This window comes from Christensenella sp. KGMB01412, assembly GCF_055522415.1.
This window is the reverse complement of record NZ_JBVFVW010000001.1, coordinates 1-13,154: the sequence shown is the minus strand read 5'-3', so window position 1 is coordinate 13,154 and position 13,154 is coordinate 1. Positions and strand designations below refer to the sequence as shown.

The following is a 13,154-nucleotide window of genomic DNA, read 5'->3' as shown; positions in this document are numbered from 1 at the left end:
TTGTGTTTAGCATATTTTCTTCAATTTGAAGTCCAGGTAGTCCGCAGATACTAAATTATAGTTGACCGAACCGATTTTAAGATTTGTAAGGTGCAGGTTTTTTAGCACCTCGCCATGAAGATGCCCAAAAACGACTTCACTGACGCCTCCGCGCTCCAGGATCTCTGCAAAATCCGTGTTTTTTATATTCTCATATACGGGCGGAAAGTGCATCAGGGCAATCTTTTTTTTGTCCTGATACTTTTTTGTAGTATCAAGCGAAAGCTGCAGCCGCAGCTTCTCCCTCTCGAATATTTTTTTATCATTTTCCGAAAATCCGTTATCACCGGGGAGGCTCCAGCCCCTCGTGCCGCAAAAAACATAGTCCCCCACAACCAACGAGTTATTTTGCAAAATATAGGTTTCGTTATACAAAACAGCATTTATTTTCGACATCGATCCCCACCAGTAGTCATGATTCCCCTTGATCATAATTTTTTTCCCGGGGAGGTCGCAAATCGCGTCCAGATCACAGACCGCATCCGCGATATTCATTGCCCAGCTGATATCGCCGGGGATAAGCACTATGTCGTCTTCCTTTACCCGCGCGTTCCAGTCCGCGCTGATCTTTTCAAAATGGTTTTTCCAGTGGTCTCCGAAAATATCCATTGCTTTTGGCTGCGCGTTCGATAAATGAAGATCACCGATTGCGTATATATTCATTCGCCATCCTCCGGGCCGAGCATTTGTTCGATATAATCCAATACTTTTTCCTTTCCCAGCTTGCTGGAAGCCGAGACCGGCACGATCAAAAATTCCATATCCAGGTCAACTGCGGCTTCGATGTGCTTTGCCATCTGCACAGCGTAGTTATAGCGTTTGGATTTTGCAATTTTATCCGCCTTGGTTGCCGCAATCATAAACGGCACGCCGTAATGGGCCGCCCATTCGATCATCTGCAGGTCGTCCTGCGTTGGTTTGTGGCGGATATCCACCAGGATCACGAGCGCGCGCAGATTTTTCGCCACTGCAAAATACTGCTCCATCATCCTGGCCCACGATTCTTTTTCCGTCTTTGACACACGCGCAAAGCCGTATCCCGGAAGATCTACAAGATAGAAGGAATCGTTCACCAGAAAATAATTGATAAGCCTCGTTTTCCCCGGCTGCTTACTGACGTATGCCAGCTTCTTATTGTTCGTCATATAGTTGATGAGGGAGGATTTTCCCACATTCGACTTTCCGGCGAACGCAATCTCCGGCCTGCCCTCCTCCGGATAATCCTCCGCCCGTTTCATGCTGGTAATAAAGGCCGCTTTTTTGATCTCCACTATTTTTTCTCCGTTACAAGCGCATTTTTAAGCACATCGCCAATTTCCGTTGCAAAGATAAAGTTCAACTGGCTTCTGACGGACTCCGGCAACTCTTCCAGATCGGCTTCGTTGTCCTTTGGCAGGATAATCGTGTGGATACCCGCGCGAAGGGCGGCAAGCGCCTTTTCTTTAATCCCGCCTATTTTAAGCACCCTGCCTGTCAGCGTGATTTCTCCCGTCATGGCGATATCATGGCGCACCGGGCGCTTTGTAAGCGCAGATACCAGCGCCGTTACCATCGTAACGCCCGCCGAAGGGCCATCCTTGGGGATTGCCCCTTCCGGCACATGGATGTGCAGATCCGTTTTTTCGTTGATATCCTTGGGAAATTTCAGCTTGCCGCTCATCGCGCGCACAACAGAGATTCCTGTTTTTGCCGATTCTTTCATCACGTCGCCAAGCTGCCCCGTAAGCTCCATCTTGCCCGTTCCGGGAATCACGGAAACCTCAATGGGCATCGTCTGTCCGCCGACAGCCGTCCATGCAAGGCCCGTCACCACGCCGACAGTATCTTTTTTCATCACATTTGTTTCGCTGCGCCTCGGAAGCCCCAGATAATCCTTCAGGTTCTTCTGTGTGACGGAAATCTTCTCGTCTCCCTCGCCTACGATCTGCGCGGCAGATTTACGCATAATAGTCGCTATCTCGCGCTCCAGGTTCCTTACTCCGCTTTCAGCCGTATATTTATGGATCATATCCATAATCGCGCCGTCGCTGATCCTGACAGTACGCGGCTTGAGGCCATGCTCCTTCGCCTGCTTTGCGATCAGGTGTTTTTTTGCAATGTTAAGCTTTTCCACATCCGTATAGCTATCGATGTTAATGATTTCCATCCTGTCGTAAAGCGGACGCGGAATGGTGCTGATATCGTTTGCAGTCGTTATAAACATAACCTTTGACAGGTCAAATTCAATGTCAAGGTAATGATCGCGGAAGGTGTTATTGATCTCCGGATCGAGCACCTCCAGCATCGCAGAAGCAGGATCTCCGCGGAAATCGCTGCTCATCTTATCGATCTCATCCAGTAAAAACAGAGGATTCATGCTGTCCGCCTGCTTGATTGACGTAATGATACGCCCGGGAATCGCGCCGATATATGTACGCCGGTGCCCCCTGATCTCCGCTTCGTCGTGCACGCCTCCAAGGGACATCCGCACAAATTTTTTCTCAAGCGCATTTGCAATGGAATGCGCGATCGACGTTTTTCCTACGCCTGGAGGCCCCGCAAGGCACAGGATCGGCCCGTGCATATCATTTTTCAGTTTCCTGACCGCCAAAAACTCGATAATACGGTCTTTGACTTTATGGAGGCCGTAATGCTCCTGATCGAGAACCTTGCGCGCATGTGCAAGATCCAGATCGTCCTGTGTGTATTTACCCCACGGCAAACTCACAATCCAGTCGATATAGCTTCGAATGACGCTGATCTCCGGCGAACCCGAAGACATCCTCGTCATTCTGGCAAGCTCTTTTTCCGCCTTCGTGCGCGCTTCCTCAGAAAGCGGCAGCTCTTTGATTTTCCTGCGAAGCTCGTCTACCTCGTCCTCGTCGTTTTCCGTTTCTCCAAGCTCCTTCTGGATGACCTTCATCTGCTCGCGCAGAAAATACTCACGCTGGGATTTATCGATCTGCTGCTTTACCGAGGATGCAATTTCCTTATCGATTTCAAGGATATCGATCTCTTTTTTCAATATCTCCATCACAAGCTGCAAACGCTCGAGCTCGCTGGCGCAGTTGAGCACCTTCTGCTTATCATCCAGCTTAATCGCCACGTTGGAGGCAATCATATCCGCGAACTTGCCCGGCTCCTCCACCTCGCCGATCGTAAAAAGGGTTTCTCCGGGAATGCGGGCCCCGAGCGCCGCAAACCGCTCAAAGAGATCGGTTACACGCCGCATGTACGCTTCCTTTACAACCTCTTTGGATGGATCGTCGTGGGACTCCTCCGGAATCTCTTCGACCTCCGCCCGAAGGAACGGTTCCTTGCCGGCGTATCCGATCATACGCGCGCGGCGCTCTCCTTCTACCAGCACCCGAAGCGTATCGCCCGGCAGCTTCAGCACCTGCTTCACCTTGGCGATTGTTCCGATGCCGTGCAAATCCTCGATTTCCGGCATTTCGATTTTAAGGTCCTTTTGCGTCACCAAAAAAATTTCCTGCCCCTGCGTGACGCATTCCTCCACCGCAGCAACGGACATTTCCCTGCCAACATCAAAATGCAATACCATATAGGGGAAGATAACAAGCCCCCGTAACGCCACCATCGGCATAACTAATCTTTCCAATTTATATTTGCTCCTTTTCCAGTCTGTCTGTATGTTTGATTATACATGAAAATCAATCCCAATTCAATCAGGACATCCCCGCCGCCTTCAGAGATTCCCCTGTTTCGCCTGTTTTTTCTCTTATATTTTTTCTTCCTGTTTCCACACTGTTTTACAGCCAACAGGTAAAACACAGCGCATAGCGCAGATGCAATAATATATGCTGCCCGCACAACCATTTGATAAACTAAAACAAATGCAAAAACACTTCTTTCTTCTTTCCCCGCCCGTGGCATACAGTAATAAGAAAGCCTTCCCTTGACAATCAAAGGAAGGCTTTCCTGCTATCGCGCGTTTTTACAGCCCATACAGTTCGTCCTGGCAAATGAGCTTGATATCGTTTTTTGTCAGCACATCGATTGCTTTGTCATTATCCTCCACACGGAATATCATATATGCAAGGTCTTTTTTCCGCGTGATAAACGCATACGTATATTCAAGATTCACACCGTTATCCCCAAGGATATCGAGAATACCCGAAAGAGCGCCCGGCTCATCCGAAATCGCGACTGCAAGCACAGGCGTGATCGAGCACACATATCCCGCTTCCTTCAGCACGCATGCGGCCTTATAGGTGTCGTCGACAATCAGCCTCAGTATGCCAAAATCACGCGTCTCCGCCACGGAAAGCGCCCGCATATCGATCTGATTCTGGTTGAGAACCTTAACCAGCGCTGACAACTGCGCGGGTTTGTTCTCCAAAAATACAGAAATCTGTTTTACCGTCATTGTGCACCCCTCCTTACCTTAATAAAGGTTGCGTTTGTCGATGACGCGCACAGCCTTGCCCTCGCTGCGCGCAATCGATTTTGGCGCCACCAGGGCCACCTTTGCAAAGATGCCAAGCATCGCCTTCATTTCAAAAATCAATTCACGTTCACGCTCCGCCACCTGGCTTACGGAGTCGGAGAACATTTCCTGCGTCATCTCCACCTGAACTTCCAGCACATCGCTGTTCTTCTCCCTGCTGACGATGATCTGGTAATTTGCCGGATACCCCTTATTGAGGAGCACCGTTTCAATCTGCGACGGAAATACATTTACGCCTTTTACGATCAGCATATCGTCGCTGCGTCCCATTGGCTTGCACATTTTGACGTGCGTCCTGCCGCAGGAGCATTTTTCCCTCGTGAGCACGCAAATATCGCGCGTACGGTAACGAAGCAGCGGAAACGCCTCCTTGGTAATACTTGTAAATACCAGTTCGCCCTTTTCCCCGTCCGGCAACACCTCTCCTGTTACAGGATTGATAATCTCTGCGATAAAGTGGTCTTCATTTATGTGCATCCCGGTTTGCTCGCTGCATTCAAACGAAACGCCCGGACCGGAAATCTCCGTCAGTCCATAAATGTCGTAAGCCTTGATGCCCAGCTTCTTCTCAATATCCCTTCGCATCTCCTCGCTCCACGCTTCCGCACCAAAGATACCCGCCTTTAGCTTGATCTGGTCCTGCAGGCCTTCTTCGCAGATCGTTTCTCCAAGGTATGCCGCATAAGACGGCGTACAGCAAAGGATCGTCGATCCCAGATCGCACATAAATTGTATCTGGCGCTGCGTGTTGCCGGATGACATTGGCAGAGTCAGCGCTCCAACCTTGTGCGAGCCGCCGTTAAGGCCCGGTCCGCCCGTAAAGAGGCCGTAGCCATATGAAACATGCACCACGTCATCCCTGGTGCCTCCCGCCGCCACAATCGCACGGGCGCAGCACTCGTCCCACAGGTCAATATCGTGCTGTGTATAAAAAGCGACAACCCGCCTTCCTGTCGTCCCGCTCGTAGATTGTATCCTGACAGCATCGCTAAGCGGAACCGCCAGCAACCCGTATGGATATGCGTCGCGCAAATCATCCTTCGTAAGGAAGGGCAGCTTGCATAAATCATCTACAGATTTCACGTCATCGGGCTCCACGCCCTGCTTCTCCATCAGGTTCCTGTAATACGGCACATTGTCGTAAACGTGCTTCACCGTTTTCACGAGCCGTTCATCCTGCCACTTCCTGATCTGCTCAGGCGAAGCGCATTCGATTTCAGGCTGGAAATAATTCTCCATTGCAATCGATCCTTTCTGTTTGTTTCCGGACGCCCGGAAAATATCATAATATAATGTACGTTTCTATCATACCATTTTCCCGCGCCTGAGCAAATACCAAAATAACGCAATTCAGAAAAAAAGCGGCGCATTCCTTATACAGCAAGAACGCGCCGCAATTTCTCAATTCAATATACGTTAACGCCCGCAGGCCGCCTTATGCCAGAATTTCAAGCAGCTCGCCAATACTTCCGATTACATATTCCGGTTTATGCGTACGAATGACCGCTTCCTTATCCTGCGCCCACGCAATATCCGTATTTGCAAAACACGCGTCGCAGCCAAGGGTATGCGCTACCTTCATATCGCCGTTTGTATCCCCCACATAAAGTACGCGTCCCGGGTTTATTTCATTGCGTTCCAGCAGCGCACGGAAACGTTCCAGCTTCTCCGCCTGTTCTTCCTTTGCGCCTTCAAGCTCAAAAAAATAATCCTGCAGGCCAAGCACTACTACCATGCGCTCCAGAAGCTCCTGCATGGAATTTGAAATCAGGGCCATGCCATACCCTTCCTTATGCAGCGCGCCCAGCGTCTCCCGTGCGCCGTCCGCAAGCCTGATCCTGCCAATCATATCGTCCGCGCCCGATCCGTAAAAACTACGCAAATAGCGGAAAACTTCCTCTTCCTCTTCTTCGTCCTTCACACCTGCGTCGCGCAGAACATCCCTGATCGAAAGCGTTTTCTGCAAGCCGTTCGTGATTTTGTCCGGATCAAAAACCTTTCCGCATTCCGTAAAATAATCGATAAACACCTTACAATGAAAATCCGGCGTATCTGCAAGCGTTCCATCCAAGTCAAATAAAATATGATCGTACCGTCTCATCTGCTCCTCCGTTCGGATATCCTTTGTCTAACGTTCTTCCTGCCAATCCCCCGAAAAGCACCCTTTGATCATACCCTTTTTGGGCGTATTTTGTCAATGAGGCGCATTACAGAAAACGACAGCAACACCGTAGCATTGCTGTCATTTTTTAATTCATTCCCAACCGGACCTCAAGCCCTTTTGTATCCACAAATTCAATGAGCTTTTCAAGCTCTTCCGTGGTCATCGGTTCTGTAGCCGGATATTCGTAGTCGAGCCCCAGGTTGTGGTATTTGCTCATGCCGTACGTATGGTAAGGCAGGAAACGTATCATATGCGCGCCGCTTTCTGCGGCGGCGTCTGCAATGCTTTGCAGCTCCGCGGGCGTATCGTTAAAGCCGGGCACCACTGGAACGCGAACCTCCACCGGCTTTTTCGCCGCCAGGTAAGCAAGGGTTTCCAACGCCTTTCCGGCGCCGCTTCCCGTATATTTTTTGCTTTTTTCACTGTCCGTATGTTTGATATCGAGCATGACGTAATCAAGCAACGGTTCAATGCGCCTGCGCGTCTCGCTGCTCATATTCCCATTCGTTTCGATTGCGGTATGGATGCCTTCCTCCCTGCATTTTTGCAGCAGCTCCACAAGGAATTCCGCCTGTTGTGTGGGTTCCCCGCCGCTTACCGTAATACCGCCGCCCGATTCCTCATAGTAATCCCCGTCCTTGCGTACGGTATCCATCACCTCATCCGCGCTGTATTCCTTGCCGCTGATCCTGAAACAGTTTTCAAAGCAGGTGAGGGCGCATGTACCGCACAGCGTACAAAGGCTGTGATCCACGAGATACCGGCCCTCCCTTAAGCTGATTGCGTGGGAAGGGCACGCAGCCGCGCACCTCCCGCACATAGAGCAGCTTGAATCCGTGCGGATAACGACAGGTTTCCTGCCGATCGATTCCGGATTGTGGCACCATTTGCACCACTGGTTACAGCCCTGGAAGAACACCACAGTCCTGATCCCCGGGCCGTCGTCCAGCGAGAACCGTTGTATGTCAAATATACATCCCATTCCTTAAACAGTATCCTCTCCCTTAATTTGCTTCCGAATATTCCGTGCGGGCAATCAAATGGTTTTGCCATTTTTCCTCCAGCTCCACATAGAATGCGCTGAAGCCCGCTACCTTCACCACCAGCGTGCGGTAGTCGTCCGGCTTCTCCTGCGCGTCCTCCAGCATTTCCCTGCTGATGACATTAAACTGCACCTGGAATCCTCCACGCTTGAAATATACCTTGATCGTCTGCGCGATCTTCCTGCGCTTTTCTGCGCTGGCAAGTCCGGACGGGTGGAATTTTACATTCAGGATCGAGCCGTTGTCCATCAGCGCATGGTCGATTTTGGAAAGCGAGTTGAACACCGCCGTGATGCCGCTTTCATCCGTCCCCGGAACAGGCGACATATTATCCGCCAGAGACTCCCCTGCGTATCTTCCGTCTGGAGTCGCGCCAATCACTTCACCGTCGATCACATTCATAACAACCGTTTGTGCCGTACAGCCGAACTGGCCTCCGCGAAGCGGCTTCATCTTTTTCATTTTTGCAGGCATGATCTCAAACAAACGCTCGCACAGCAGGTCTACCTCGTCGTTGTCATTGCCAAACGTGGGGCTTTCCGCAAGCGCCTTGCGTATTTTCTGGTTTTCTTCCCCTTCGAAATTTTCCTTCATCGCCTTAAGCACCTGCTCAGCCGTATAAAGCTTTTTCTGGAACACAACCTGGTCGATCGCCTCTAATGCGTTTGCAACGTTTGGATATCCGTGCGAATGAATGATCGTGTCGTTATAATTTGGCCCGCGGCCCCAGCTGATATCCTTACCCATTTCGATCCTGTAATTCACAGTTGCCGAAAGGAAGGGCGTGGGCGTGAGCGTGAAGTAGCTTTCCGCAATCGCCCGCTCGATCTTTGGAATAAATTCCAGATAGTAATCGAGCTGCTGCTCGAAGAGCGCTATCACGTCGTCAAGGTTTTTCGCGTCTTTAAAAGAAGCTTTCGTCTTGCACAATGTCTTACCCGTATTTGGATTCTCTCCGTCGTACAGCGCAAGCTCCAGAATTTTCATCATGTTAACATATACCGGCGTTACGCCTGTGCCATGCTTGCCCGGCACGCGCACCTCAGAGCAGCCCATACCCGCCCAGTTACGCGCGTCACGCAGGTCTACGCCTGCACGCAGCATCATATCCACGGCAACGTCGTCGTTGAAAAATGCAGGCATACCGCCGCCATGCGCCACAAGCGCCTCCATCGAGGCCTCCATAAATTCAAGCGGCGTCGTCTTCCCCGCGCTCACAATTACGGTCGGCACATTCATATTTGTGTGTCCGAGCGCCTTCAGGAACAGGTAGGAAAGCTCGTTGACCGCCGATTTTCCATCCGGCGTCTGCCCTGCAAGCGTGATGGTCTGGAACAGCTGGTCTCCACCGAGGATTTCCGTCGTACCCCAGTCGCGAAGCTTATTTGCTTCAAAGCACTTGAGCAGGAAGCATTCCAAAAGCTGCTGCGCCTTGTCCGCATCAATGCGCCCTTCGCGCACATCCGCCTCATAGAAAGGATACAGATAGGAATCCATGCGGCCCATGGAAATACTGTGACCGTTTGATTCAATTTGAATCAACAGATGAATCAGCAGCACCATTTGCAGCGCTTCATAGAATGTGTCCGGTTTCTCTGCCGGAATTTTGTGGCAAATACGGGCCATCTCCATCAATTCTTCCTTACGTCCCGTATCTGTTTCCTTCTTGGCGCGTTCAACCGCCATCTGTGAAAGCCGTTCAGAATAATCAATCGCACCTTCAAGCACCATGACCACCGAGTTCAGGAAAGCGAGCTTCTCCAAGTATTCCTCGTCGCTTTCATCCAAAAGTCCGATCTGTGTTTTGGTTTTTTCGATCACAGCGTTAAAGCCCGTATCGAGCAGGCCAACGTAATCCGGGATGATATGCCCGTCGCCGTTCTGGTTATGCTCGATAGACATCGTCTGGTTCACACTTGGGTGCTGATGGCCTTTCCCATCCGGCCCCGGCCCCATCAGGTAGTCGCCAATCGTCTGTTTGAGCGAATAATCCACGCGGTCAAAATGCGTTGCGCCGTCCCATGCGTCACACATTTTGAGGATTTCCTCCTTATGCTCCGGCGTCACTACAAAGCGCTGGCGCGGACGTTTTTCAAACGTATCCAGTTCATCGCGCACCCAATCGATTGAGTATTCCGGAAACAGCTCCACCGCAAGCGGTTTCCCCGCCGTATTTCCCATCAAAAGGTCGTCGTCGCCGAGATAAATGGTCATCTCGTTCATCATACGTTTAAAAGCCCGCGCACGGCGGATTACAACCGGCTGCCCCGGCGCTTTGAGACATTCTTCCGTATAAATTTTACCGCGTTCCGTGCAAATTTCAGGCGCGTAACCCAAAATATACTTTTTGATCCGTTCTGTTCTTGTCATGCTGTTAACCTCCCTTAGAGCCATAATACTGTGCATTACGCACAATGTTTCCCCTGTTTTCATTTGTACTATGTGGTCATTTATGAAATGTTATACTTCCCTGTGTATTTCAATTATACTTTTGATGCAACGTTTATCACAAAATCTCGTTTATACTGATATATGCCTGATTTTCTCTTTTTTGCTTGATTATCGCATTTTAACGCCTTATTTCTCCAACATTTCTTCCTGTTTTGATTATTTCAATTTTTCTGCCCAATTCATTAAAAAAACCGCGCGGTTTTCGTTAAAATTGATTTCTCCCAATACATTTTTTGATATTTTTCCTTTATTTCAATTTAAAATGTTCATATCATTCAAATACTCGTTATTTTATCCATTATCTATCCATTTCTCGTCTTTGATCAATGTTGTATCAATGGTATCATATGTGTATCATCTTGTCCACCCTTTTTTGGGTGCAATTCCAGGTACTATGACAACAGATATAAAGGACACAATAGAAGGAGGAATTTATTAATGCAGTATGGAATACCAATTCCTGTTTCGTCCGTAAAAGCGGATGAATTTGGAGATGCGCAGCTTTATGCGTGCGGTGAAACAGACCAGCTTAGCTTTGGCGTGCTCGAGCTCCCCGCCGGTAAAACAGCCGGCTACGACGCGGGGCATAAAAATGCGGACGAAATTTTTTATGTTATATCCGGAGAGGCCGTGCTGACCTATCCGACGACAGAAGAAACCGTCCGTCTCAAAACAGACGATTTTACTCTGGTACACCGTGACATACCCCACATCGTCAGCAATCCCGGGGACGGGGCGCTCAAATTTCTTTACGCAACCTGCGCGACAAGAGATTAACAAGGAGGAACATCATTATGGCAGACATCTTAAGCATCGGCGGTATGCTCGTCGAAATCATGCGTAAGGATATCGACAAACCCTTTGACAAGGCCGCCGACCTTACAGGCCCTTACCCGAGCGGTGATACCCCCATTTTTATCAATGCCGCGGCAAAGCTTGGCAATTCTTGTTCGTTTATCGGCGTAGTCGGCGACGACGGCTTTGGCAAATGCCTGTGCGACCGTCTCTGTGAAAGCGGCGTGGATCTTGACATGGTACGCGTGGCTCCCGGCGCTACAACCGGCACCGCGTTTGTAGGGTATTTCAGCGACGGCAGCCGTACGTTTATTTATCACTGGCGGCATTCTGCCGCAGGAATGATAGACGAAAGCGATATCGATCCCGAGAAAATCAAGGGCGTAAAATGGGTGCACATCACCGGCGTAACGCTTTCCGTCAACGAGAACTGTATGAGGGCAGTCTACAAACTGCTGAGCGTGCTTGACGATGATGTAAAGGTATGCTTTGATCCCAATATCCGCCCGGAGGTTTTAAGCGTCGAGGAAATTCGGGATATGTGCGCGCCGATCATCGCGCGTGCAAACGTCATTTTTCCAAGCAAAACGGAAGCGATGATGTTCACCGGCGCTCCTGACGACGATACCGGATGCAAACAGTGGGCGCAGCAGGGCAAGCTCGTCGTACTTAAAAACGGCGAAGATGGCTGCCGCATCTTTAACGGCGGCGAGATTATGGACGTTCCCTCGTTTTCTGTTACCGAGGTCGATCCGACAGGCGCAGGCGATACCTTCTGCGCAGCCTTCGTAACCGCCCTGAACGACGGCCTTCCCCTGTATGAGGCAGGACGTTTTGCAAATGCTGCGGGCGCGCTTTCAGTACTGAAAAAAGGTCCGATGGAAGGCGCTCCCACGCGCGAAGAGGTGCTCGCGCTCCTTGATCAATAACACGGTATTACAGGCTTTGCGCACAAGCTTTACTCTTTTGTACTTAAAACGCAGAGCCTCTTTGGGTATTCCGGCCCTGTTCGCAGGAAACTGCTGCGAACAGGGTACGGAACGCCTGTAAATCTTTATCGGAAAGGAATGAAACAATGAAAGTAACGTTACAGTATATCGCGGATAAGGCGGGCGTATCCCGTTCACTGGTTTCCAAGGTGCTCAACAATAAACCGGTCCGTGTTTCTGCACAAAAAAGGGCCCAGATCATCCGGATCGCCCAGAAGCACAACTATACCCCGCAGGGAATTGCTTCCGAAGGCAAGCTTCCTTTCCTGCGCAAGAAAAAAGTAATCGGTATTCTGCAGCCTGAGCTCAATTTCTATTTTTTAACCCAGCTCACGGATGAAATCGAGAAAAACCTGCGGCGCGAAGGCTATTCCTCGATTATCTTTAACAGCCACGAAGATCCGCAAATAGAGCGTGAAATCCTTGAATTCTGCTTTACAGGCGCTGTCGACGGCCTGATTGTGAACGCCTGCGACAACTTTGCAAATCTTGACTACCTGCGCAAGCTGCAATCAAATAATCTTCCGATGGTTTTCGTGGACCGTTATGTTTACAATGTAAACGCAAGCTATGCGGCGACGGATAACAGAGCAAATTCTTTTAAGCTCACCGAAGCGCTTATTGAACGCGGGCATAAAAACATCCTGTTCATTTTCCATGGCAAATCCATCTGCACGACCGTACAAATGGACCGTTTTGCGGGATATCAGGACGCGATGGAGAAACATCACCTGAAGATACAAAAGGAATACATCTATACAGACCGGCCACTTGACTGCCAGCCGCTTTCCAATCTTGAAAACATGAAGAAGTTCACAGCGGTGGCCCTTGCTACCACATGGGATTTTTTATATGTGTGCGATATGCTCAGGCAAATGGATTTTCCGGATGCAATCGACATCGGCTCGTTCGATACGTTTACGATTCCGTTTCCCCTTTCCGACGGAAAACTGCCATTCAAAAACATCCGGTCGCTGTTTTTGATGATACAGCAACCGGATGTGCTCGCCGAAAAAGCGGTAGATTTGTTACTTTCTTCCATTCAGTCCAAAAATGCCGCTCCCCAGCAAGCCCATATTGGCTGTCACCTGCAAATTTTTGATAATATCAATTCTTCGCAGTTTTAAGCAAACAATCTGTTTTTTAAGCGCTTCCCTTGTTACGGGAAGCGCTTTTTGCATAATTGAAACCCGCTAACGCTTGCTGATTCTCAGGTGTCTGATATT

12 protein-coding genes are annotated in these 13,154 nt (G+C 49.8%); 3 read left to right on the top strand and 9 right to left on the bottom strand.

The genetic code is table 11. The features are described 5' to 3' along the window. Positions 1–6: 6 nt before the first annotated feature. The 9 genes from ACS5WU_RS00060 to ACS5WU_RS00020 all read right to left on the bottom strand — a co-directional run bounded on the left by ACS5WU_RS00060 (position 7) and on the right by ACS5WU_RS00020 (position 10,063). Positions 7–702, bottom strand: a complete 696-nt coding sequence (locus ACS5WU_RS00060) for a metallophosphoesterase (protein WP_046442112.1) — start codon at positions 700–702, stop codon at positions 7–9. Next, positions 699–1,310: a ribosome biogenesis GTP-binding protein YihA/YsxC gene (gene yihA, locus ACS5WU_RS00055; protein WP_082674837.1), complete on the bottom strand. Its 612-nt coding sequence runs from the start codon at positions 1,308–1,310 to the stop codon at positions 699–701. The genes ACS5WU_RS00060 and yihA overlap by 4 nt, the downstream gene beginning before the upstream one ends. Continuing rightward, positions 1,310–3,622, bottom strand: a complete 2,313-nt coding sequence (gene lon, locus ACS5WU_RS00050) for an endopeptidase La (RefSeq protein WP_302761227.1) — start codon at positions 3,620–3,622, stop codon at positions 1,310–1,312. The genes yihA and lon overlap by 1 nt, the downstream gene beginning before the upstream one ends. 2 nt (positions 3,623–3,624) lie before the next feature. Then, a complete protein-coding gene (locus tag ACS5WU_RS00045; RefSeq protein ID WP_302761224.1) occupies positions 3,625–3,945 on the bottom strand; it encodes a hypothetical protein in 321 nt (106 codons plus the stop codon). A gap of 28 nt (positions 3,946–3,973) precedes the next feature. Then, positions 3,974–4,405 (bottom strand): acetolactate synthase, encoded by a 432-nt coding sequence (locus ACS5WU_RS00040; protein ID WP_046442117.1) that lies wholly within the window; start codon positions 4,403–4,405, stop codon positions 3,974–3,976. An 18-nt stretch (positions 4,406–4,423) separates the two neighbouring features. Next, a complete protein-coding gene (locus ACS5WU_RS00035) occupies positions 4,424–5,725 on the bottom strand; it encodes a phenylacetate--CoA ligase family protein (protein ID WP_302761221.1) in 1,302 nt (433 codons plus the stop codon). A 196-nt stretch (positions 5,726–5,921) separates the two neighbouring features. After that, positions 5,922–6,587: an HAD family hydrolase gene (locus ACS5WU_RS00030; RefSeq protein ID WP_059109216.1), complete on the bottom strand. Its 666-nt coding sequence runs from the start codon at positions 6,585–6,587 to the stop codon at positions 5,922–5,924. A 148-nt stretch (positions 6,588–6,735) separates the two neighbouring features. Continuing rightward, positions 6,736–7,632, bottom strand: coding sequence for a glycyl-radical enzyme activating protein (locus ACS5WU_RS00025; RefSeq protein WP_302761218.1), 897 nt, complete (start codon positions 7,630–7,632; stop codon positions 6,736–6,738). Between the two features lie 22 nt (positions 7,633–7,654). Continuing rightward, on the bottom strand, positions 7,655–10,063 hold the full coding sequence (locus tag ACS5WU_RS00020; protein ID WP_046442123.1) for a glycyl radical protein: 2,409 nt from the start codon (positions 10,061–10,063) through the stop codon (positions 7,655–7,657). Positions 10,064–10,582: 519 nt separating this feature from the next. Here ACS5WU_RS00020 and ACS5WU_RS00015 point away from each other — a divergent pair. The 3 genes from ACS5WU_RS00015 to ACS5WU_RS00005 all read left to right on the top strand — a co-directional run bounded on the left by ACS5WU_RS00015 (position 10,583) and on the right by ACS5WU_RS00005 (position 13,055). Further along, complete coding sequence (locus ACS5WU_RS00015) at positions 10,583–10,921, top strand: cupin domain-containing protein (RefSeq protein WP_059109219.1); 339 nt, start codon at positions 10,583–10,585, stop codon at positions 10,919–10,921. A 17-nt stretch (positions 10,922–10,938) separates the two neighbouring features. Then, complete coding sequence (locus ACS5WU_RS00010; RefSeq protein WP_059109220.1) at positions 10,939–11,868, top strand: carbohydrate kinase family protein; 930 nt, start codon at positions 10,939–10,941, stop codon at positions 11,866–11,868. 146 nt (positions 11,869–12,014) lie between these two features. Then, a complete protein-coding gene (locus ACS5WU_RS00005; protein ID WP_046442124.1) occupies positions 12,015–13,055 on the top strand; it encodes a LacI family DNA-binding transcriptional regulator in 1,041 nt (346 codons plus the stop codon). The last annotated feature ends 99 nt before the right edge of the window (positions 13,056–13,154 follow it).